Source organism: Candidatus Neptunochlamydia sp. REUL1 (assembly GCF_963457595.1).
In the GTDB taxonomy this organism is placed as follows: Bacteria; Chlamydiota; Chlamydiia; order Chlamydiales; family Simkaniaceae; genus Neptunichlamydia.
Map to the genome: position 1 here is coordinate 622,186 of NZ_OY735137.1, position 22,477 is coordinate 644,662.

Sequence of the window (22,477 nt, forward strand, 5' to 3'; positions counted from 1 at the left end):
TTGTATTTACAAGTTAATTGTCTTTTAAAAGAACGGAAAGGATTTTTTAATGGTTTCCTGTAAGCCCCTAATTCGGGACCAAAAATGGGTTGTTTTAGCTTTGATTCTAAGCACTGCTTATACACTTCCAATGCTTAAAGTGGGTGAGCATATTTCGCTGCAATATGGGAAAGTCTCCGCAATTTCTGCTATAATTATTGGCAGTCTGATCATATGGGCAATTGGATTTGCTGTAATATCTATGGCTGATGAAGACTCGTCAAATGCGATAGAAAACATCCGTAGCTACATCGGTAATTATAGTTCGATGTTCCTTTGGTTGATTTTAATGGCTGCAATTCTGAACTGGTTTGTTCAACAGCTTCATGGAGCTATGTCAGTAATTGCCCCTGTCTTTGGACTGGAAAAGGCGTCTACAATATTGCGAATAGGCGCTAGCCTGGGACTCCTTATAACTTTCTTGTCTGCAGGAGGGATTCGCGTGTTGAAAAGAGTAACTCTTATCAGCTTCCCTTTTGTACTTGTGTACCACCTTCTAAGTTTTTTCCATCCAGATCATTCAATGACTACAATTTCTAGTTCAGTACTGCCCACATCTTCTGGAATAATTTCCATAGTTCAAACACTTCTTCCAGGAGCACTGAATCTGCCTACACTTTTTCGTCATGCAAAATCCAAAGAAGATGCTATTCTAGGCCTAGGTTGTATGGTAGCACTGATTACAGTATTTCAAATTTCTGCATTAGGGTTAAATTTCAAATTTAGTAGTCATTTTCTTGGTTCTAATCCAGACTATTTCAGGATACTGACTGTCGTGTTTTCAATACTAACTGTAGTTTGTATTAACATAGTTAATATTTACTATGCATCTGCTTGTTGGGAAACATATTGCCCTAAATTTGAAGGTGCAAGAGGATCTGTGGTTATAGGCCTAATTGGTGTTGCAATATACATGGTTTCTCAAAATCCTGAAATCTCACAACTTGTCACTGTACTGACTAGTTGTTGGTTAGGAACTCTATGTATAGTCTTGTTAGTAGGATATCTCATTCGAGTTACATTAGGCCATAGGCTTAATTATATAGAAAGATTGATTAACTTGTTATGCTGGTTAGCAGGATCTGTTGCAGGTACTATATCAGTAATAAAAGGCTCTCAAGAAGGGGCTGTTCCTCTATTGCTTGGGGTTTCTATCACATGCATCATGTACCTCTTATTTATCTTTCTAGAGTCTTTATTTTGGGCTGCTAAAGGAATATTTGCGAGGGAAGATGACTCAAGAAAAGGTCAGTGAAAACAACACTCTTACTGATAAACAGCAGACTGCATGGCAACTTTCTTCTATTCAGCTTGTGGTATGGTCCGGCCTTCCTCTGATTACCACTAGCTTTGTTATCTCACAAAAAAACAGTTTGTTAGGAGCTTTATTAACACTCTTTATTGGGAATCTTATCTTAGGAATTATTCGGTTTGGCGTGTTGTCTATGAGCTACAAAAAACGGCATAGCACCCTTGATCTTGCTGGTAACTATATGGGTAAGTGCGGACGATATATTATTGCAATACTTCTTCTTGCTTCTACACTGTTTTGGTTTACGGAGCTGATGAGTATCGGTACAAGATCAATTATCAAATTAATTTTCCAAAACGAAAATGTAAAAAGCAATCAATGGATTCGAATTAGTGTTTTGCTTGGTATCATTAGTACACTATTTTGCATAGGCAATATGAAACTAATTCGTAGACTTTGTACGTTTACATTCCCGGTTCTCTTGATCTTTCTTATCATATGTACATATTTTATTCCTGTTAGCGAAATAAATATGATTCAGGCACAACCTTATATCCCCTTCTCAGGATTTGGGTTTTTAATCGCCACAGGATTAGGAGTAACAGCAGATTTCCCCACTTTTTTCCGACATGGAGCGTCTTGGAAAACTGCAATAAGAGCACTAATCGCTACTCAGATAATTTGCCTAGGATTAGGAGTAATCGGAATTTATATTGCTCCTGTTTTTTTTGAGTTAATGCATGGCCATGCAAATGATTGGACAGGAACTACCCTCATATTAAAATATGCTCTATTGGGATTTACTATTCTGTCAACAATGTCTTCCAATGTTACTAATATATATTCTGCTTCAGTTGGTTGGGAACTTCTTGCACCTGAATCGTTTCTAGGAAAAAAAGAACTCCTAATATTAGGGCTGGGTCTAACAACAGTCTTTACGACAGTTGGAGACTTTTTACCTGCCAAGCAATTTGCTGAAGCAACAGATCTTGCACTTGTCAATTTGGCTTGTATATTTATTTTTGCATATATTGTTAAGCTAAAGAGGACAAATCAAGTCTCTAGCATTGATCAACTGGTTTATCTTACTACATGGATTTTAGCTACAATAATAAACAGCTTACAGTTTTATAACGTCTGCTTGACTCAGTTTTCATATCTATCCACTAGCCTTTTGATAATTACAGTTGTAGGGGGAGCTGGATCTTTAGTTAGAAAATATAAGAAAAAGCGTTAAAGACAATATCTGAACCAGGGACTTTTCATAAAAAAGTTTTGACATCGACTAAGATTTAACAGAAGATAACACTTCTGATTAACTTAGAGGTGTTTATGTCAAAGAAACAAGTGGCCAAGTTCTATTCTGAAGTAGATCAACCCCTAGATCAGCAAGCCTTCATTGAGTCCATAGAAATAGAATTCAAAGATATCCAAGATCCACGTGCTAAAGATAACTTGTCGTATCCGTTGGTTGCCCTACTAGTCATTATCTTAGCAGCGGTCATAGCTGGGGCTAATGCTATCATCCATATTCATGAGTATGCATGTACAAAAATCAGCTTATTCCAACGGCTTCTTGGAATCAAAAAACCTCCCAGCTATACAGTGTTTTGGTGGCTTCTCGTTATGCTAAACCCCCAAAAATTACAAGAGACTTTCATTCGATGGATGAAAGCTCTTCCTGTTGAAGTGAAAAAGCAAATTATCGCAATCGATGGTAAAAGGCTCAATGGGGCATCCAAGCAAACAGTTCATCTTGTCTCGGCTTGGGAAACAGGTCGAAGTTTGTTGCTAGGCCAAGTCAAAACAGAGGAAAAATCAAATGAAATTACTGCCATTCCAGAATTGATAAAAGCCATAGATATCAAAGGATCAATTATCACTATTGACGCTGCAGGCTGTCAGAAAAAAATTGTGGAAGACATTCGCAGGGCAGGAGGCGATTACGTGATAGCTCTAAAAGGCAACCAAGGAACTTTACATGATGAAGCCCAAAACTTCTTCGATCAGGCAAGGGAGGTTGAATATGAAGGGGCAGAGTGTGCTAGGGCCAAGAAAATTGAAAAAGCTCATGGAAGAATCGAGGAGCGAGAAGTTGCTGTAGCCAGTAACCTAGAATGGTTAGACTGTCGAGAAGAGTGGCAAGACTTAAAGACTCTTATCGAAGTAACTTCAAGACGAGAAGTTAGGGGGAAAGTTAGCGTAGAAAAACGTCACTACATCTCAAGCCTTTCTTTAATTCCTCAGGAGGCGATAAAGCTAGTGCGAGGGCACTGGGGAATAGAGAACCATCTTCATTGGATGATGGACGTAGTTTTCAAAGAAGATGCCTGTTGTATAAGCACGGGTAATGCCCCTGAGAATTTTGCGGTTTTTCGGCGAATGGCGCAGTCGATACTTCAGGTAGATGCAAAGGGAACAAAAGGGATAGCAAAGAGACGGCGCCTAGCTGGGTGGAACGATAGCTATCTTATTAAACTACTTGGAATATTAATCAACGACACCTCTGTAAAGTCTTTTTTATGAAAAGTCCCTGTATCTGAACACCCTCAGATATTGTCATAGAGGTATAACCGAATGTTGTGTCTGGGAATAAATAAGCATATCCTTGGAAAGTTGAATAAATTTTCCATAAATAAGGAGATACGCTCAAGGAAAAGATGCTGGAAATATGATTGGGTGATCGATCTTGATATTCAAGGATTCTTTGATAATCTAGACCATGAGCTGCTTTTAAAAGCGGTAGCTAAACTATACTGCTCCCCATTAAGACAATAAAGGAAAACGTAGAGTAAACTGGTCAAAAAAACAATAAGGAGACGAGTTTATGAAACCAAGAAAATGGGATGGGAGAACCAAAGCCCGAGCAATTCTAGAGGGGATTAAAGGGAGAAAAGTTGCCGAAATCTGCAATGATTATCAGATTAGCCAAGCCCAATACTATCAGTGGAGAGAGCAGTTTTTATCTAATCTTGACAAACCTTTTGAAGCAAAAAAGCCAACCTCTCGGGAAGAAAGATTAAAATGTGAGAATCAGAAACTTAAAGCTCTTATAGGAGGGTTAACGCTTGAGTTAAAAAAAACCGAAGAAGAGTTGCTATGAGAAGAAAAACCTCCATAGCTGTCATCGAGAGAAACAAGCCGATCTTGAAGCGAATGGAAGAGCTGAAAAAAGAGCATCCATTCTGGGGTTATCGAAGGATCTGGGCTCATCTTACGTATGTAGATCAAATAGTTGTAAACAAGAAGAGAGTTTACAACATAATGAAGAAGAATAACTTACTGGTAAATAAAGAGACAAAGCTGAGAGCCAAAAGAGGCTCTTTAAGGCCAAAGCCACAGGCGAAAAAACCTAACGAAATCTGGGGAATCGATATGACAAAGATCAAAACTGAAATCGGTTGGGTGTATGTTGTAGTTGTGTTGGACTGGTACAGTAAAAAGATCGTTGGAAAACAGGTAGGACTAGTCTCAAAAACAGAAGACTGGCTAGAAGCCTTGGATGAAGGGTTATCAAAGCAATATCCTGAAGGAGTGTTGGGCAAAGAGCTTAACCTTGTATCTGACAATGGTTGCCAGCCAACGTCAACACGGTTTATGAAAACCTGTAACACCCTGGGAATAAATCAAATATTTACAAGCTATAACAATCCTAAAGGAAACGCTGAAACAGAAAGAAGCATCCGAACGTTGAAAGAAGAGCTCTTTTGGATCAAGGAATGGAAAGGGGTGAAGCAAGTAGAGGATGCACTAAGTGAATGGGTAGAAAATTATAATCGGACTTATCTTCACTCTGCTCTAGGATACAGATCTCCAGAGTGGGTAGAAGAGAATTTTAGTAAGCAAGAGGTAGCATGATAACGTTCCCCCTCAATAGAAAAAAAGTGAAGCTGTCATAAACAGCAAAGACAAAATAAAATACTCACAGTTTTTTTGCTTGCTTAATGGGGAGCACTACAGTCATTAGCCCCCTATTGGCAAATCTGTTTCTTCATTATGCTTTTGATAAATGGATGGAGAGGAATTTTCCGCAAAATCCATATAAGCGGTATGCAGATGATATCGTTATAGCTAAAATATTTCGTTTTAGTTATAATTTTTTGAATGACATATTCGCTAGATTTTAGAAAAAAAGTTCTATCAATCCGAAGCAAAGAAAAATTAAGCTTTGCCCAAGTAGCAAGACGCTTTGGAGTAAGTGTAAATAGTGTGTTTCTCTGGTCTAAGAGGTTAGAGCCGAGGCGCACTAAAATCAGACCTGCAATAAAGATTGATAGAGAGATCTTGATGGAGGATATCAAGAAATACCCTGATGCCTTCAACTATGAACGAGCACATCGTCTCAAAGTAAGCACTTCAGGCATTCGGTGTGCCATGAAGAGGTTAAGAATTAGCTATAAAAAAAACGCTCAACCATCCCAAGGCCTGCGAAACAAAAAGACAAATCTTTCAAGGAAAAATCGCAGAATATAAACGTTTGGGAAAGCCAATTGTATATATTGATGAAAGCGGGTTTGCCCATGATATGCCCCGCACCCACGGTTACTCCAAAATAGGACAGCAATGTTTTGGTACTCATGATTGGGGAGCAAAAGGAAGAACAAATGCAATAGGGGCATTACTTGGAACAAGCCTCCTTACACTTGCGTTATTCGAGTGCAATATTAATACAGATGCCTTTTCCATTTGGGCAGAGGAGGACTTGCTACCGAAACTTCCCTCTGAAAGTATTCTGGTTATGGATAATGCTTCATTCCATAAAAGCAAATCTATGCAAGAGAAGATCCACGCTGCAGGCCATACCTTGGAATATCTTCCTCCCTATTCCCCTGATCTAAACCCTATTGAACACAAGTGGGCACAGGCAAAGTCTAAGCGAAGAAAATATCAATGTGGAATAGACGAACTTTTCAAGGAGCACTGCCTATAACTAATTTAAGTCACTTTGTCTATAGCCAATGGTTACAAACATTCAGGACAGCAGAAGCAACGATCTCTGGATATGAATCGATTCATATGATCCGTAAAGGACAAATAGAAGGCATAGGGAGAAATGACATTTTATATCAAAAAATGTTTATGAATGGATTGTTTGGGATTGCGGCTTGATTTCTAAAAGACAAAAAAGGGAGGTAAAAGCAGACTTTCCCTGAAAAGAATTTTTTGCACCAAGACCGTATTATTTGGCTCCGACCCGAGACTCCCAATCCTTGATGTATTCAAGAAGTTCTTTCTTCTCAGGTTTCGAGCGAAACAACTCCAAAGCTTCATCACTGCTACTAAGGTGAGCAAGCTTTGCTAAGAGATGAAGATGCCTTTTGTCATCACAGCCAAAAAGAAAAAAGAGTGTGTGGACAGGGGCTTCATCTAGGGCGCCCCAATCAATCGGTTCCTTTGGGAAAACAATCACAACCACATCTGTGGGTCCTTTCAGCAAAAAATCTCGTGTGTGAGGAACAGCAATCCCATTATTCAAGGCTGTGGGCATCAATTTTTCTCGATCGAGTAAAAGGTCGGACATAACCGAAGGGTCCATCCCCAATTCTCCCGAAACACAATCCATAGTTTCTCGAATAATGGCATTTTTTTTTGTAGATTTTAGATCTGTGAAAACCCCACCTTTGTGCACTGCACGATACAGGCTAAACTGTTGCATTCCCTTTTTGCTATCTTGTTCTTCATTCTTTTCTTTTTTGGGAGGGAAAATTTGTTCTTCTGTGGAAGGAAGGAAGTTTCCTGTCTCTTTTTGAAGACGGCAGCTAAGCATCCAGTTTTCGATTTCAATGCGACTAAACCGGTATTGATGATGAAGGCGATAAGCAGGGATCTTTCCTTCTGCAAGCCACCGTCGAATGGTTGTTTCGGAAACATTCAGCAACTCTGCTACATCTTTAATCTTTAGATCCATCTCACACCCTGGTTTATCACCTTTGACTCTATGATGACAAACCTATATTAATTTTGACTTTCTTGCAACATTTCCGCCATGAATTCTTTCTAGTGCAAGCAGTAACAGCCCAAACATAAGGCGGGTCGTTAAAATGAAAAAGATGACAAAAGATGGATAAAAATGGGTAAAGTCGAGACTATAAACCTTCAAACAGGGCGAGAACGTCTTCTTTTGTCTTAGAATTGATCAAATTTTTTCTTCGATCTTCATCTTTAATCGCTGCTGTTAAAAGAGAAAGAATATTTAGGTACTCTGTCTGCCGATTAGCAGGCCCTCCAATCAAAAAGATCAAGCGGACAGGAGGTGTATTTTCTGCATCCCACTTAATCCCTTCCTTTGCTTTTTGAAGCCCCACAGCTAAAAAGAACCGGCTGAATGTGGGAAGTTTCGCATGAGGGATAGCAACCCCCATTCCAATTCCAGTCGATACGATTTTCTCTCTTTTGTAAATAGCTTCGCGAAATTCTACTTTATCACCGAGCTCACCTGCATCTGCAAGAGCTTCTACCATTTGATCTAGCGCCTCATCTCGACTTTCTGCTTCTAAAAAGCAGATCACTTCCTCTTGGATAAATTCTGAAAGAGTCACGTCTTCTCCTTTCTTAAAGAGATGGTTAATGCGTTCCAGTATGGCCAAAACCGCCTTCCCCTCTTTCTGTCGTTCTTAGCTTGTCTTCTTCTCTATAGCATGCCTGCAAAACTGGTGCAAAAACTAGTTGCGCTATTCGCATTTTTGGCGTGACTACGAAGGGATCCCTGCCGTGATTGATTAAAATCACCCCGACTTCGCCGCGATAATCAGAATCAATTGTACCTGGGGTATTTAAGACAGTAATGCCATGCTTTAACGCTAATCCACTTCGAGGGCGAACCTGAACTTCAAAGCCCTTTGGAATTTCTAAGCGAATCCCTGTACGAACAAGCTTACTCTCCCCGGGAACTATGACAAGCTCTTCTTGGAGCAGCGCACGGACATCCGCCCCCGCTGCCTCTTCGGATCCGTAGGTGGGGAGCTCTGCCCCCTCCTCTAGTTTTATGGGGACATCATGTTGTTTCATGGCTTACTAACTTTAATCGCGTTTTTTTCCCGCTCTTTTTGTGAAAGAGCGATGAGATCGTCAAGTTTTTCTTGCTCTACTTTCTTACCATTCTTTTCAGGGAGTTTTTGGTTTCCTGTTAAGAACTCAGTAAAGAAAACGATTTTTTCTTTAAGTTCACCCCGCTTAACAATGCAGTCTATCATTCCTTTCTCTAGAAGAAACTCAGATTTCTGAGCTGTATCGGGAAGCTTTTGGCGAATGGTTTGCTCTACAACCCGTGGTCCTGCAAATCCAATCAAAGCATCTGGCTCCGCAATCATAATGTCTCCAAGAGATGCAAATGATGCCGTCACTCCCCCCGTTGTGGGATTAGCCAAAACAGAAATATAGGGAATTCCAGCATTGTGAAGTCTTGCGAGTGCTGCAGAAGTTTTTGCCATCTGCATCAGAGAGTAAACTGACTCTTGCATCCGTGCTCCTCCAGATGAAGAGACAAGAATAACTGGAATACTCTCTTTTAATGCATGTTCAATTAGGAGTGTGATTCTTTCCCCAACAACGGATCCCATCGATCCGCCCATAAATCCAAAGTCTAAAATCCCAAGAGCGACTCTATTCCCTCCCATTTCACAGGTTCCAGCCAGAATCGCTTCATTCCGGCCCGTCTTCTTCTGCGCTCTTTCTAGGCGCTGAATATAGGGTTCGGAATCAACAAAGGTTAAAGGGTCTTTAGGATGGACTTCACTGAATAGTTCCTCAAAAGTTCCTTCATCGGCAAGAAGATCGGCGCGCTGTATTGCTGAAAGACGGTAATGATGTTCGCATTTTGGACAGCAATTGTGATTCGATTGAAGTTCATTAGCATGGACCATCTCTTCGCATTTCGTGCATTTGATCCAACCACTAAACCCGTCTTTTTTCGTCGACTCGACTTGAACCATCTGTCGACGACGTGTAAAAAGATTTAAAAAATTCATATCAAGCCATCTTGATTAAGTATTTGCCGAAAGGTTACCAAACCGGTCAAAAGAACACAACCTTGATCATCCCTAAGCTTGTAATTTAATTTTTAAAATATTGCGCGTAATTGCTCCTATCGCCGTCAATTTAATTCCTTTGGGTACCGCTGTAAAAGTTTCTGAAAAAGCTTCAACTGTTGAAGGGCTCGTAAAAATAATTTCGTCAAAACTTTTTAAATCTGGTTTGACACCTGGAATCTTTTTCTTTGTATCATAAATGGACACTTTCTGATGACGCACTCTCCGGAGCATCAAGGAAGAGGAAAGTGCAGAACGTGCTCTTGAAGATTGCGGCAGAAGAACATAGGCATCATCCAAATCTTCCATTGCCAAGAGGTGAATCACTCCTTCCTGGGTCTCTTCTACTGCCACTTCATCAACTTTTACCCCTCTCTCTTCTAGAGCTTTAGCAGTTACCTTCCCTACCGCAAAAACCTTTTTTCCTTGAAGTTTCACCTTGTAATACTCCATGCAATCGCAAAAAATTCGCGCCCCATTTTTACTTGTGAGTATCACGTGGGTATACTCAGAAAAGTCGGCCATTGCTGTTTGTATTTCAAACCCCTGAAAATCGCGTGGAATAATCTCTATAAGCGGAAGGTGCTCCATCCCCTTTTTCCCTTCTGTTCCTAAATAAAGAACCCTTTTCTTTTTTCGAGAGTCTAAACTTTTAAATACCTCTTCCATTTCAAAGTCCCCATCTCGCGCGACCACAGCAAGTTTCCCTTGGAGCGGTGCTCCCTTCCCAGGAAGGGTTACCCGATTTCGACCTGTTAAGCCCAACCGGATCAGGGCCGCCTCAGCAACAACAAGTGCATCGACTTCTCCTCGGTCCAGCATCTCTAATCGCATGTCAACGGGCCCACGCAACTCTTTGCAAAGAAAATCAGGGCGCAGCCCTTTAACGACCTTATTGCGACGAAAAGATGAAGAGCCAATCACAGCTCCCCTCTTTAGAGTCTCTAACCGATCTCCGTCTCGCATGACTAAGCTATCACTTGAATCAATTCCCCGTGTTAGGGCAACAAGACTAAGCCCCTTTGGAATTGGGTCTGGCAAATCTTTTGCTGAGTGAATCCCCACATTGTATTGTCCCCCTAAGACTTTTTCATCTATTTCCCTCGTGAAAAAATCCGTCTTATCCATCGGACCTAGCGATGAAACAAGGTCTCGATCCCCCACAGTTTCTTCCCACCTGCACTCATACTCGATCCCGAGTTCTCCTATAATCTCTTCCACCTGTCGCTGCGAAAGCTTCGATCCCCGTGCTCCCACCTTTATTTTCATCAATAAACGCTCCTCCAAAAGACTCCCAAAGCCCCGAGCATAAACTTTTTTTTTTCACACCACAAGAGTAATTTATTAAGAGCCTGTCAGGAATGTCACTAATCGCATAGGTTTTGCGATTATCCCAGCAATGTCTTGATCGCTTCTTCAACACGAGTGACGCCTTGGAGTACAATTTTTTCTGAAAGTTTCTTGTTAAGGCCTTTGAGATTTTTAGTGCTGAGAATACACCGCTTGAATCCCATGTTAATGGATTCTTTAATACGACTTTCAATGCGAGGAATACTTCGCACTTCACCGCCAAGCCCCACTTCTCCCATCACAATTGTGTCTGAGGGAATAGGCTTGTTACAATAACAAGAAGCGATGGCTAGAATCGTACCAAGATCGATCGCCGGCTCGGTAATTTTCATCCCCCCAGCAATGGAAACAAAAACATCGAGAGCATGAAGTTGATACCCCATCCGTTTCTCAAGAACGGCGAGAAGAAGGGTCAGCCGTTTAGGATCAAGACCTGTGGAGCGCCGAGTGGAGGTTGCAAAAGAGCTGGGGGCAACAAGAGCCTGCACCTCAATTAACAAAGAGCGGGTTCCTTCAATCGTTGGAATGATAACAGACCCCGGAGCGCCGGTCATTCTCTCTTCTAAAAAAGTCAATGAGGGATTGAGAATTTCAACCAATCCCTTTTCATTCATCTGAAAAAGAGCCACATCATCTGTCGGTCCAAAACGATTTTTAACCGAGCGCATCAGACGATATCCATGTTGACGATCCCCTTCAAACTCAAGGACGGTATCGACAATATGCTCAAGCACGCGTGGCCCCGCGATATCGCCGCTTTTCGTCACATGACCTATAAGAAACGTTGTGATTCCACTCCCTTTGGCAAGGTGCATACATTCCATGGCAATCTCGCGCACTTGCGTCACAGAACCAGGGGCAGAGGAAAGCTCACTTTTATAAACAATCTGAACGGAATCGACAATCAAGACATCAGGATGAATTTTTTCGATTTGTGCACGAATTTGAGAAAAATTCGTTTCGCTATAGAGATAGATTTTATCACTCTTAATGCCGAGCCTTTTGGCTCGAAGAGAGGTTTGTTCTGCCGACTCTTCTCCGCAAATATATAAGACTGTCAGTCCCTGATCAGCTAAGCGCTTGGAAAGTTGGAGGAGCATCGTAGATTTTCCAATCCCCGGCTCGCCTCCAAGCAAGTTAAGGGAACCTGAAACAATCCCCCCTCCCATTAAGCGATCAAACTCTCGGTATCCTGTATGCATACGCTTGAAATTTGCGGCATCGACATCTTCGATTAATACGGGCTTGGTTTCCCGAGAAACCTTTGCTTCAAACCGTCCGACTTTTTCACTGACTTCAAGCTCTTCAGCAAGAGAATCCCAACTCTTGCAAATATTGCAACTTCCTGTCCATTTGAATTGCTTATTACCGCACTCATTGCACACCCAAACCGACTTCTGCTTGACCATTTATAACCCTAAGTTTTCAATTGCGTTTTCTGCAGCGCTTTGCTCTGCCTCTTTTTTGGAAGACCCTTTCCCCTGACCAAGCTCTCTATTGTCGAGGTGCACTTTAATAAAAAAGGTCTTGAGATGATCAGGTCCCTCCTCTTTGAGCACTTCATAATCTGGGGGTTTTTGGTGGTTTTTTTGGCAATAATCCTGAAGCTCAGCCTTCCAGTTTCGATGAGGCTTTTCAATGATTGAGAGAACATCCTCCCTGAACTGATCAAAGAAAAATGTGCGGGCTGCTTCAACTCCTCCGTCAAGATAAAGTGCTCCAATGATTGCTTCAAAAAGATCCGCAAGAATCGTCCCACGTCCCTTTCCTTCATTCATAGCCTCCCCTTTTCCAACCATGAGAAACTTCTCTAAATCAATTTTTTGAAGATACAACGTGCAGGCTGGAGCTTCAACCAAACGAGAGCGGAGATATGAAAGCTCTCCTTCAGGGCGATCAGGAAGATAGTTGTACAGAAAATCACTGACGATCAACCCAAGAATAGCATCACCTAAAAATTCTAATCGCTCATTATGCCCCTCAACAACATCGCGATTCTCATTGGTAAATGAACGGTGAATAAAGGCAAGCTCGATCAACGACTTTTCTTTAAATATATAGTTAATTTGTGCTTCAATCAGAGGAACGCCTTTCCTCAAATGATCATACGTATTCATTGGACTTCTGGCTCTAAAATCATTATAATGATCCTACCAAATATATTGTAAAAGGTAAACATGCGGTTTGCGCTTACTAAAGATCATCTTGATTTCTTCTATCGGAACCATTACATCGAGTTTGAAGATCTTCTGACTCTTGAAGACGTGCTTTCGCTCGAAGAGGCTGTTGAAGATGTTCTCACAAAACGGATGGGAAAGAACCGCAACCCTAAAAAGGTTTACCTAGCAGGGAGCCACTGCTGGCAAGACGACCCCCGCATTACAAAAGCCGTGCTAAGCCCTCGCCTTGCCGAAATCGTCTCGCAGCTTACAAAAGAGCGCACCCTCCGTTTAGCATCAAGCCAAATCCTTTCCGGGAGCCTCTCAGAGGAAAAAGTTTTCAACGAACCGATGCCTCTTGAAAACCTCTGCTCAGTTCAAAAAGTATCATGCGGGGTCATTCTCCACCTCTCCTCATCCGAAGAGCTCGACGATCCTCAACCTAAAAAACCTGGAAGCGCCACCTTCTTCTCTACAAGGCTTCCCATCTCATTCGACTACCTTACCAAGACCTCTCAACTCACCCAACTCTTTTTTATCTACTCAGTGGAAAATGCTCTCTACACCCTCACTCCTACCGATCCTCATACCCATGCTCTAAAAAAGCTCGGCTATGGCTTCGGCGATCACGTGCGCCCAGACACGCATCCCATTGCCATCACTCCATAATAAATAATTATTCTTCTATTTTATTAGTTTAAATCAATTCCATTTCTCAATAGAATTCCCCCAAATTTATTTACATGATGGAGGGAATAATCATGTCAGTTGTCAGTTCAAGCATTACTCCCCTTAGCAATGTGCCTAAGCTAAACGGATCACACTACACACAACTTAATCAAAATAGATCTATAGACCGGGCTCAGATTGCTTAACTAAACTCAATGAGGCTCAATCTATACTGATAAGAGCTTTTGATATTGAGCCAAATAATGCCTTAATATTACGCTCAATAGGTCGAAGATTATTGCTGGAAGAACACTTTCTCTCTGGATTTTCTCGTCTCTTTGTACTTTGCCAAGCTCGGGACACCTTTGAGAAATCCCTTGCTATCAAACCCGAACACACCTCAACACTGCGCTTATTAGCGAAACTTAACAAGGCTCAGAAAAAGCTTACAGATTCTCTTGCCATTGCGCCAAAAAACGCTTTTGGTTTGCAAACGTTAAGAAACGTGCTCAAAGCAAAAAAAACTCAGGTTGAATCCGAAGAAACAGCTTCTTGAAGATACACTCATAGATTAGGTTTGAAATTATTTTTCAGGGGGCGTACTCTGTTAGGGTGAGCAAGTACGAATTTTATCAGACTTCGCTTGAAAAAAAGCAGGAACAAAAAGAGTACAGGCAACTTAGGTGCGTAGCTGCGTTGGAGGAAAAGAACGACAATAGTCGTCTGAACTTCACCTCAAGCGACATCTTAGGCCTTTCTCGACACCCTTATGTGAAAAAAAATACGATTAAGTATGTTTTGGAGTGGGGCGCAGGAACAACACCTAACCGCCTTGTGACGGAGCATTTGGAATGTCACCGCGCTGTAGAGGAAAAACTTGCTGACCTGGTTGGAAAGGAAACCTCTCTTCTGTTCCCATCGGCATATAATGCTCATCAGCAAATCCTATCGACTCTTATGAACAACCGCTGCATGATTTTTATCGACCGGTACTGTCATCATGGATTGATTCAAGCGGCAATTAGCTCGGGTGCTCAAGTCTTCCGCTATGAGCATAATAATCTAGAGCAGCTGCGAGCTTTACTTGAAAAAACAAATAGCACAAACCACAAATGGGTTGTGACTGAATCGTTATTTGGAATCAATGGCATGACTGCTGACCTGAAAAAAGTCGTGGAGGTGGCGGATCAATATGGTGCGCTTACTTACGTCGATGACTCCCACAGCGTGGGTGTTATGGGAAAATACGGAATGGGTCTTGCATCTCATCGAAAAGGAATCGATGTGGTGTTTGGAAGTTTTGGAAAGCAATCAGGAACGTTTGGCGCGTACCTTGCAACCAACCAACTTTTTCGAAGCTACCTTTTAGCATTCAATCCTGAGCTTCTTGAAATAACGATGCTTCCTCCTGCAGGACTTGGGGCAATAAGCGGCTCCCTAGACTTAATTCCAGACATGCACGTAGAAAGGCAAAAGATAGACATGCTCAGCCATACTCTTAGAGAGCTCCTTACAAATAACCACTGGGATATCGGGAGTGGAACCAGTCATATCATCCCTCTTACTTGCTCAAAAGAAAGTGAATGTCTCAGGCTATCAAATGCTCTTCTCAAAACAAATATTTTGGCCACAACGCTCCGCCCTCCTCTTGTTCCCCAAGGAGCAATGCGCCTCTGCTTCACGGTGAATGCATTGCATATTCCAGAGGATATAAATCTTTTAGTCGAAACTCTCCAAAGCCTCCGCGAGGAACCCAGCCTCTCTGTTGTATAGGAAGGAATACTCTTCTATTCTAGAAGATCCTGCCATACCAATGCGGCAAATGGGCTCTTATATTCTTCAGCTTTTAGACAAAGCCCCCCAGGAATTTTTTAACCCAATTGGTGCCTGTAATATATATTTATTAGTATACAATATTAGTTTTTTTTAATTTAACTAGTGTTGTGTGAGTTGATCTTTTCTCTAAGCTGAAATAAGAGGAAGAAAAGATGTATACAAAAAAGCAAAAGATCGAAGTCTACATTAATTTCTTTCTAGCTGTCTTTGCTATAGAAATTTTTCATATTTTTATTGCCCGCAAGGGAATCTTGAAAAGATATGAATCAGGGCAAGATTTGCCTTGGACTCTCCCCCTTCATGTGCTCTTTCCCCTTACGTTTAAACGATTGGCTCATTCATAGCAGAAGGCATCTGGATATTCTTCGATGTCCCCCATTAAAGTCTCTTTATCAATCTTGATCGCAGGTCTATTCTTAGTTTGTTTTGAAAAAAGAGGCCTGTCTTTTAAGCCTTCTAACATGGCGGCAGCGGCTGCTCGCGTAAATATTGCCGAACCAAAACCTCTAAATGAATCAGAACACATTGAGACAATGATTGAGTGGGCTCAGAAAGCTGGTAGAAAATTCCCTGAGTCTTACATCCCAACTCTAAGAGATCATACAGAAAGCCGATCACCAGAAGCCTTTCAGCAAATCGTTAGAAATCTACTTGATACGAAACGTCTTTAAGCAAAATAATCGCTTTCTAAGCGAAATTATAAGGCGCACATCCTATGGAGACTGCGCCTTTTTTGTTTTAATAGGACTTTGCAAAGAGGACTCTCTGGGAGCTCGGATTCCCAGTAAATGGGCAAGTTCCTTCTTCTTTAGGACCGTCTAGTGGGATACACCGGATCGTCACACTTAAGTCTTTTTGAACCATTTCTTCAACTGCAGAGTCTCCTGACCAATGGCAGCTGGCAAACCCCGTATCCTTCTTAAAAAAGTTATAGAATTCTTCTTTGGTGTTGACCTCTTTTACGCGGCTATCACGAAAAGCCTTCGCTTTTTGATAGAGGTTCTTTTGGATCTCCTCAAGTTGATCAACAACAGAATTAAGAAGTTCTTCTTCTGATTGCTTTTCAAAATCCTTATGTCCTTTATTTCTCTTAGCAATAGAAAGCTGATTTTGTTCCAGCTCACGAGGTCCCACTTCGATACGGATTGGCACCCCTTTCTTAATCCAAGACCACACCTTCTCCCCGCTCCGCATATCGCGCTCATCAAGATGAACAGTGAGAAGATCTTCGCAGTAGTGGATCGACTGCAATTTCTTCTTTAGCTCGCGGCAGTAGGCAAGAACCTTTTCTTTGGCCTCGGGCTTATGGATAAGGGGAAGGATTACAACCTGAGCTGAAGCGATACGAGGAGGGAGAACGAGGCCATCGTCGTCCCCATGCACCATCACCATCCCCCCGATCATGCGAGTGGTCACCCCCCAAGAGGTCGTCCAAGCAGGCACTTGGTTTCCTTCCTTATCTTGAAAGGTGATATCCTGAGCTTTAGAAAAGTTTTGACCAAGGAAGTGGGAAGTCCCCCCTTGCAGGGCCTTTCCGTCTTGCATCATGGCTTCGAAGGTAAAGGTCGCAACGGCCCCAGGGAATCGTTCGCTTTCGGTTTTTTCCCCCTTAAAGACAGGAATCGCAAGCTTGTTTTCTACAAAGTCAACGTAAATATCGAGCATCCGACGGGTTTCTTCTTGCGCTTCTTCTTCCGTCGCATGCACGGTATGCCCTTCTTGCCAAAGGAACTCTGCTGTGCGAAGGAACAAACGTGTACGCATCTCCCAACGGACAACGTTTGCCCACTGGTTGATAAGAAGAGGCAAGTCGCGATGAGACTCGATCCACCTAGAGAACATATCACCGATAATCATCTCAGAGGTAGGCCGCACAATAAGAGGCTCTTCGAGTTCTCCACCAGGAACAAGCTTTCCGTCTTCTCCCTGTACCAAGCGATGATGAGTCACAACCGCGCACTCTTTAGCAAACCCTTCAACGTGCTTTGCTTCTTTTTCCAAGTAACTCAAGGGAATGAAAAGAGGAAAGTAAGCATTTTGGTGCCCCGTTTCTTTGAACCGACGGTCCAAGATCCGTTGGATATTTTCCCACAGAGCATAGCCCCAAGGCTTGATAACCATACATCCTCGCACGGGAGAGTGTTCGGCAAGTTCTGCCACTTTGATTACTTGTTGATACCATTCTGGATAGTCTTCTTCCCGCGTTGGGCTTACTGCAGTCCTTGGCTTATTCATTGCGTCAGTTCCTTCTGAAGTTGGCGTTTGAGAGTTTCTCGCACCTGTATTAGATCGTTTTGAGTCCATCCTTGCCCTAAAATAGAGAAGGTATTGGAAAGCATTGCTTCCTGGACCTGGGTATTAGGAAGGAGGATCGAGTTTAAAAAAAATTCTTTAGGGAGAGCGATTGCAATGCTTCCTTGATGAAGATATCCTTGTTTTCGTCGTCTTTGGGCAGCTCCAGCCACTTTTCTTCCCTCTAGCATCACATCATAGATTGTGGGCTTAGCCATGCAGAAGTGACGACAATTCTCATCGAGAGGGGTCGGCTCATCTGGGAGAAGAGAGGGTTCGTTTTCAAAAAAAGTCTTTACTCCCCTTTTAACCGCGCTATTGATAAAATCATAGTTGTCGAGTGTGTTAAGTGAGAAATGAGGATGATCTGCGGGGACTAAGACTGAAAAAGCTAAGTCGCTGACATGAAATACGATTCCACCACCGGTAGGACGACGGGCTAAAGAGAGGCCCATTTGACCTGCCGCCCCTAAGTCTAGGAACTTGCCCGGATCTAGAAAATAGCCATGAGTCGCCGCATCCCCCTCCCAATCATAGAAGTGGAGAATGGGAGCGTCGCTTGGTTGCATTCTTTCAAGAAGGTCCCGGTCAATTTCCATGTTCTTTTGAGCGGAAGCGGTGCCGGTATCTAAAATTTTCCACATTGCTAATCACACCTGGTAAAGAGGTTAAAACGTATCAGAAAAGGAGATAAAAAAACAGGGCACAATTTAAATTCCCAAAAAAATGATAACATGGGCAGAATACAAATTATGGAAGGGGAATATAATCACTTGATTAGTTTGGCTTAAAATATTAATCTTTAATGAGATTAGTGTTTCAACTTAGACTAATAAAACCACGGGCATCATGATGTTTGATAAGTTCACAAACCGGGCCAAGCAGGTCATAAAACTCGCTAAGAAAGAGGCTCAACGCCTCAATCATAATTACTTGGGAACGGAACACATTCTGCTCGGCCTCCTCAAGCTGGGGCAAGGGATTGCAGTGAACGTACTGCGCAATCTCAATGTCGATTACGACACTGTCTTGGCTGAAGTGGAACGCCTTGTGGGCTTTGGACCTGAGATTCAAGTTTATGGGGACCCAGCTCTCACTGGAAAGGTGAAGAAGGTCTTTGAATATGCAAACGAAGAAGCGGCCGCTCTAAACCATAATTATGTGGGAACAGAGCACCTTCTCCTAGCACTCTTAAGACAGACTGATGGTGTTGCCACTCAAATCCTAGAAAATCTCAATATCAACCTAAAAGAAGTTCGAAAAGAGGTTCTAAAAGAGCTTGAAACCTTTAACCTTCAACTTCCTCCAATGGGAATGTCTGGGTCTCCTTCAACGCCTCGGCAAGAAAGAGCTTCATCTGCGCCTGGATCAGAAAAGCTCCCAGCACTTCGTGCTTATGGACATGACCTGACAGAACTTTGCCGGGAAGGAAAGCTTGACCCTGTGATTGGAAGAAAAAATGAAGTCGAGCGCCTGATCTTAATCCTCTGCCGTCGCCGAAAAAACAACCCTGTTCTTATTGGAGAAGCCGGTGTTGGTAAAACGGCAATTGTTGAAGGGCTTGCACACTCAATTGTGAATGGAGAAGCCCCCGATCACCTGACAAAGAAAAAGCTCATTTCTCTTGATCTGACCCTTATGATTGCGGGAACGAAGTACCGAGGACAGTTCGAAGAGCGTATCAAAGCGGTCATGGATGAAGTGAAGAAGCATGGAAACATCCTTCTCTTTATCGATGAACTTCATACAATTGTGGGAGCAGGAGCTGCTGAAGGCGCGATTGATGCTTCAAATATTTTAAAACCCGCTCTTTCGCGTGGAGAAATTCAGTGTATTGGTGCCACAACCCTTGATGAATACCGAAAACATATTGAAAAAGATGCCGCCTTAGAGCGTCGATTCCAGAAAATTCAAGTCGCTCCTCCCTCTGTGGAAGAAGCAACAGAAATCATCACAGGACTCAAAGAAAAATATCAAGAACACCACAAGTGTATCTATACCGAAGAAGCAATTCGAAGCGCTGTTTACCTTTCTGATAGGTACATCACAGGACGGTTTCTCCCCGATAAAGCAATCGACTTAATCGATGAAGCAGGTGCAAAAGCGCGGATCTCGATGCTTCACCAGCCTCAAGAGATTCATCAGCTCGAGATTCAAATTGAGGAACTCCGCAAAGCTAAAGAGGAGTCGATTGGTAAGCAGGAGTATGAAAAAGCTGCAAACCTTCGCGATAATGAAAAAAATCTGCGCGAAAAACTCGCCAAAGAAATCACCCTTTGGGAAAAGAATAAAGAAGAGAATCAAGTTGTTGTTGATGAAGATGATGTTGCATCTGTCGTAGCAAAACACACCCGCATCCCCATGTCTCGCTTGACAGAAGGGGAGGCATCGAAAGTTCTCAAAATGCACGAGATCCTAAAAGATTATATCGTTGGACAGGAGAAGGCACTCGATACAGTCTGTCGCTCTCTTCGTCGCAGCAAGGCCGATATCAAAGATCCTAATCGTCCCATCGGTGCCTTCCTCCTTCTTGGACCCACAGGGGTTGGTAAAACCCTCCTTGCCAAGCAACTTGCCATTCATATGTTTGGTGGAGAAGACGCCCTGATCCAAGTTGACATGTCTGAATACATGGAGAAGTTCGCGGTGAGCCGCATGACAGGATCGCCTCCAGGATACGTAGGGCACGAGGAAGGTGGCCAGCTTACCGAACAGGTCCGTCGTCGCCCTTACTCTGTTGTCCTCTTTGACGAAGTCGAAAAAGCTCATCCTGATGTGATGAATCTCCTCCTTCAAATTCTTGAAGATGGAAAACTCACTGATTCTATGGGACGCAAAGTGGATTTCCGTAACACGATTATCCTCATGACGTCTAATCTTGGCTCTGACTTAATCCGCCGCACAACTGAGGTTGGCTTTGGAGTTAAAGAGGGGATGCCTGACTACAATACCATGAAAGATAAGATCGACAAAGCGGTGAAAAAACACTTCAAGCCAGAATTTATTAATCGTCTAGATGACCTCGTCATCTTCAAAGCTCTTGATAAGGATAACCTCATGAAAATCATTGAGATTGAGGTTGCAAAACTCAAAGCGCGACTCGAAAGAAAAAATATCATTATTCAGCTCACCGGTAATGTGAAAACCCATCTTGTTGACAAAGGACATCAGCCTGAAATGGGTGCTCGTACTTTGCGTCGCTGCATCGAACAACTCCTTGAAGATCCTCTTGCTGAGAAACTTCTTCTCGAAGGTGATGAACCTAAGCAGATCGTCATCGATTTTAAGGATGAAAAGATCACATTCACCGATGAAGATCTTCCTAAAGAAGAGAAGAAAAAAGAGAAAAAGAAAAAACTCGCTGGCTCAACAACCACGAAGGATGAAGAAGAGAGTTAAAGTTGGGCGCTATAACTCTATACTTAGTGTGGTATTTCCGGTGATAGCAAAAGTTCCTGCTACCGGGATGGCTATGCCAAAGTTAGCATTGGCATTGGCCACACTTGGGTTCTGGTGCAACTTTTCCCTTTTGTTGAAAGAAGAAGGGATGAAAGTAATGGATCGTTTCATTTCCCTCCTCTTTTGTCGGAGACATATACATATCATGGATTATTGACTTAGCATCAACCTGCTTTGATACAACTATCCAATGACACTCCCTCAAGATAATTGCCAATACAGGTCACATGAGGATAATGCTCTTTAAGATGTTCTTTAAAAACGTCGACTCTTTCGAGATGACCCACTCCATATTGCGGAACGGCATGAGGATACGTTTTGACATGCACTGCTGAAGGAAATGATTCGATCCTTAGATGTCGTTTGAGTGCAGAAAGGGCTTCTTCTCTCCCTCCATTGCGGAGCATAACAGTCAGACGTGTTTCCCCTTCTTGGTCTTGACTTGGAAAGATTGAGGAATCAAATACAACTCCTAAAATTGTTTCATTTTCTTTGGAGGGAACGAGATACCCAAATCCTTGTGGAGTAAGTCCTGCTTCCTTGAAGGCAATATTCACAACAGTTAAGGGAACAGAGGGGACCGATTCGAAAAAAGTTTCCACGACAGCGTCTCCTTTAAAAAAGGAGGGAACAACTGAAGATGGAACGGCAAGAATTGTCCTCTCTTTTGGCAGTTCCTCTAGTGGAGTGTTCACATGAATCGCGCCTTTTCCTTGTTCGACAAGTCGATCGATAAGGATTTGAAGTCCTCCCTTTAGAGTCAGAAGTCCTTTTGTTTTTTTCTCTTTTTTTCGTTTAAAAAATGCGCGTGTCAGCGATCCATACCTTTGCTCCATTGCTTTAAGCTCTGGGAAGCAGGCAGAAATCGAAAGGTGATGGATATCTCCTGCAAAAATTCCCAGGGTCAAAGGATCAAACAACGTTTCGGCTGCAAATTTTCCAAGACGCCGCTCTACAAAAGAGGCAATCGACTCATCGCCAGCCCAAGGGTAAGGTTGGCGCCATTCTCTAAGAAGCGCTGGAATAAGCTTAGGAATAAAAGAGGAAAGAGAACGAAGTTTTTGGTCGACCCAGAGATAGCGCTTTCTTGCATTTTTGCTTGAATAAATGATTTCCGATTGAAGGTCGAGCTCCTCAATGAGCTGAAGAAGCGCGCCACTGCGCGATGCCTTAATTGTTCGGGGCCCCCTTTCGAAGAAATAAGGATCTTGCGACGACTCAATACACCCCCCAAGGCGTCCACTTTTTTCATAAAGAGTAATTTCTGCCTCTGGGAACTGCCTTGAAAGCCTGTACCGTGCAGCAAGACCCGAGATTCCCCCACCAACAATCACAACTTTTTCCATAGCATGTATCCTTTGTATAACGTAAGACTAACATGTGACAGATTTTTA

The 22,477-nt window shown here is 42.6% G+C and carries 25 protein-coding genes and 1 pseudogene; 14 read left to right on the forward strand and 12 right to left on the reverse strand.

Translation table 11 applies throughout. From position 1 onward, the window contains the following. The first annotated feature begins 49 nt into the window (after window positions 1-49). The 8 genes and pseudogenes from R2I63_RS03580 (at window position 50) to R2I63_RS03610 (ending at window position 6,221) form a co-directional block, all read left to right on the forward strand. Window positions 50-1,294, forward strand: coding sequence for a hypothetical protein (locus tag R2I63_RS03580; protein WP_316358964.1), 1,245 nt, complete (start codon window positions 50-52; stop codon window positions 1,292-1,294). Then, window positions 1,272-2,528: a hypothetical protein gene (locus R2I63_RS03585; RefSeq protein WP_316358966.1), complete on the forward strand. Its 1,257-nt coding sequence runs from the start codon at window positions 1,272-1,274 to the stop codon at window positions 2,526-2,528. Before R2I63_RS03580 ends, R2I63_RS03585 begins: the two co-directional genes overlap by 23 nt. Window positions 2,529-2,623: 95 nt before the next feature. Beyond that, window positions 2,624-3,817, forward strand: coding sequence for an ISAs1 family transposase (locus R2I63_RS03590; protein ID WP_316358951.1), 1,194 nt, complete (start codon window positions 2,624-2,626; stop codon window positions 3,815-3,817). 301 nt (window positions 3,818-4,118) lie between these two features. Continuing rightward, window positions 4,119-4,394, forward strand: a complete 276-nt coding sequence (locus tag R2I63_RS03595; protein WP_316355858.1) for a transposase — start codon at window positions 4,119-4,121, stop codon at window positions 4,392-4,394. After that, window positions 4,391-5,149, forward strand: a complete 759-nt coding sequence (locus R2I63_RS03600; RefSeq protein ID WP_316358967.1) for an IS3 family transposase — start codon at window positions 4,391-4,393, stop codon at window positions 5,147-5,149. The genes R2I63_RS03595 and R2I63_RS03600 overlap by 4 nt, the downstream gene beginning before the upstream one ends. Before the next feature lie 101 nt (window positions 5,150-5,250). Continuing rightward, window positions 5,251-5,361: pseudogene (locus R2I63_RS10615) on the forward strand (RNA-directed DNA polymerase); the annotation flags it as partial. 34 nt (window positions 5,362-5,395) lie between these two features. Beyond that, complete coding sequence (locus tag R2I63_RS03605; protein WP_316356349.1) at window positions 5,396-5,764, forward strand: IS630 transposase-related protein; 369 nt, start codon at window positions 5,396-5,398, stop codon at window positions 5,762-5,764. After that, complete coding sequence (locus R2I63_RS03610) at window positions 5,751-6,221, forward strand: IS630 family transposase (RefSeq protein ID WP_316359730.1); 471 nt, start codon at window positions 5,751-5,753, stop codon at window positions 6,219-6,221. Before R2I63_RS03605 ends, R2I63_RS03610 begins: the two co-directional genes overlap by 14 nt. A gap of 249 nt (window positions 6,222-6,470) precedes the next feature. Here R2I63_RS03610 and R2I63_RS03615 read toward each other — a convergent pair whose 3' ends face one another. The 7 genes from R2I63_RS03615 to rnc all read right to left on the reverse strand — a co-directional run bounded on the left by R2I63_RS03615 (window position 6,471) and on the right by rnc (window position 12,785). Beyond that, the gene (locus R2I63_RS03615) at window positions 6,471-7,199 is read right to left on the reverse strand and encodes a PTS sugar transporter subunit IIA (protein ID WP_316358970.1); all 729 of its coding nucleotides are present in this window, start codon (window positions 7,197-7,199) and stop codon (window positions 6,471-6,473) included. 178 nt (window positions 7,200-7,377) lie between these two features. Further along, entirely contained in the window at window positions 7,378-7,878 is a 501-nt protein-coding gene (locus R2I63_RS03620) for a PTS sugar transporter subunit IIA (protein WP_316358972.1), read from the reverse strand. Next, window positions 7,856-8,299, reverse strand: coding sequence for a dUTP diphosphatase (dut, locus tag R2I63_RS03625; protein ID WP_316358975.1), 444 nt, complete (start codon window positions 8,297-8,299; stop codon window positions 7,856-7,858). Before dut ends, R2I63_RS03620 begins: the two co-directional genes overlap by 23 nt. Beyond that, window positions 8,296-9,258 (reverse strand): acetyl-CoA carboxylase, carboxyltransferase subunit beta, encoded by a 963-nt coding sequence (accD, locus tag R2I63_RS03630; RefSeq protein ID WP_316358977.1) that lies wholly within the window; start codon window positions 9,256-9,258, stop codon window positions 8,296-8,298. Before accD ends, dut begins: the two co-directional genes overlap by 4 nt. Window positions 9,259-9,330: 72 nt before the next feature. After that, complete coding sequence (locus R2I63_RS03635; RefSeq protein WP_316358979.1) at window positions 9,331-10,587, reverse strand: uroporphyrinogen-III synthase; 1,257 nt, start codon at window positions 10,585-10,587, stop codon at window positions 9,331-9,333. 119 nt (window positions 10,588-10,706) lie between these two features. Next, a complete protein-coding gene (gene radA / locus R2I63_RS03640) occupies window positions 10,707-12,077 on the reverse strand; it encodes a DNA repair protein RadA (protein WP_316358981.1) in 1,371 nt (456 codons plus the stop codon). Further along, window positions 12,078-12,785 (reverse strand): ribonuclease III, encoded by a 708-nt coding sequence (gene rnc / locus R2I63_RS03645; RefSeq protein WP_316358983.1) that lies wholly within the window; start codon window positions 12,783-12,785, stop codon window positions 12,078-12,080. It lies immediately after the preceding gene. Between the two features lie 60 nt (window positions 12,786-12,845). On the opposite strand from rnc, the gene R2I63_RS03650 reads away from it, so the two are divergent. The 4 genes from R2I63_RS03650 to R2I63_RS03665 all read left to right on the forward strand — a co-directional run bounded on the left by R2I63_RS03650 (window position 12,846) and on the right by R2I63_RS03665 (window position 15,676). Further along, window positions 12,846-13,496, forward strand: a complete 651-nt coding sequence (locus R2I63_RS03650; protein ID WP_316358986.1) for a hypothetical protein — start codon at window positions 12,846-12,848, stop codon at window positions 13,494-13,496. A 298-nt stretch (window positions 13,497-13,794) separates the two neighbouring features. Continuing rightward, the gene (locus R2I63_RS03655; protein ID WP_316358988.1) at window positions 13,795-14,052 is read left to right on the forward strand and encodes a hypothetical protein; all 258 of its coding nucleotides are present in this window, start codon (window positions 13,795-13,797) and stop codon (window positions 14,050-14,052) included. Between the two features lie 56 nt (window positions 14,053-14,108). After that, window positions 14,109-15,269, forward strand: coding sequence for an aminotransferase class I/II-fold pyridoxal phosphate-dependent enzyme (locus tag R2I63_RS03660; RefSeq protein WP_316358990.1), 1,161 nt, complete (start codon window positions 14,109-14,111; stop codon window positions 15,267-15,269). A 215-nt stretch (window positions 15,270-15,484) separates the two neighbouring features. After that, window positions 15,485-15,676, forward strand: coding sequence for a hypothetical protein (locus tag R2I63_RS03665; RefSeq protein WP_316358992.1), 192 nt, complete (start codon window positions 15,485-15,487; stop codon window positions 15,674-15,676). Here the strand turns inward: R2I63_RS03665 and R2I63_RS03670 are convergent. Next, window positions 15,667-15,795 carry a hypothetical protein gene (locus R2I63_RS03670; protein WP_316358994.1) on the reverse strand — a complete coding sequence of 43 codons (129 nt, stop codon included), beginning with the start codon at window positions 15,793-15,795 and terminating at the stop codon, window positions 15,667-15,669. The two genes, R2I63_RS03665 and R2I63_RS03670, sit on opposite strands and share 10 nt — an antisense overlap. On the opposite strand from R2I63_RS03670, the gene R2I63_RS03675 reads away from it, so the two are divergent. Further along, entirely contained in the window at window positions 15,794-16,003 is a 210-nt protein-coding gene (locus tag R2I63_RS03675) for a hypothetical protein (protein WP_316358997.1), read from the forward strand. The genes R2I63_RS03670 and R2I63_RS03675 overlap by 2 nt on opposite strands. Window positions 16,004-16,070: 67 nt before the next feature. Here the strand turns inward: R2I63_RS03675 and proS are convergent, their stop codons facing one another. Together proS and R2I63_RS03685 are read right to left on the reverse strand one after the other, a co-directional pair. Then, entirely contained in the window at window positions 16,071-17,567 is a 1,497-nt protein-coding gene (gene proS, locus R2I63_RS03680; RefSeq protein ID WP_316358999.1) for a proline--tRNA ligase, read from the reverse strand. Further along, a complete protein-coding gene (locus tag R2I63_RS03685; RefSeq protein ID WP_316359001.1) occupies window positions 17,564-18,268 on the reverse strand; it encodes a lipoyl protein ligase domain-containing protein in 705 nt (234 codons plus the stop codon). Before R2I63_RS03685 ends, proS begins: the two co-directional genes overlap by 4 nt. A gap of 208 nt (window positions 18,269-18,476) precedes the next feature. Between R2I63_RS03685 and R2I63_RS03690 the strand changes: the two genes are divergently transcribed. After that, entirely contained in the window at window positions 18,477-21,023 is a 2,547-nt protein-coding gene (locus tag R2I63_RS03690) for an ATP-dependent Clp protease ATP-binding subunit (protein WP_445083674.1), read from the forward strand. Between the two features lie 9 nt (window positions 21,024-21,032). Here R2I63_RS03690 and R2I63_RS03695 read toward each other — a convergent pair whose 3' ends face one another. Both R2I63_RS03695 and hemG read right to left on the reverse strand, forming a co-directional pair. Beyond that, window positions 21,033-21,194 carry a hypothetical protein gene (locus R2I63_RS03695; protein ID WP_316359004.1) on the reverse strand — a complete coding sequence of 54 codons (162 nt, stop codon included), beginning with the start codon at window positions 21,192-21,194 and terminating at the stop codon, window positions 21,033-21,035. Between the two features lie 53 nt (window positions 21,195-21,247). Beyond that, window positions 21,248-22,429, reverse strand: coding sequence for a protoporphyrinogen oxidase (gene hemG, locus R2I63_RS03700; protein WP_316359008.1), 1,182 nt, complete (start codon window positions 22,427-22,429; stop codon window positions 21,248-21,250). Window positions 22,430-22,477: the final 48 nt, after the last annotated feature.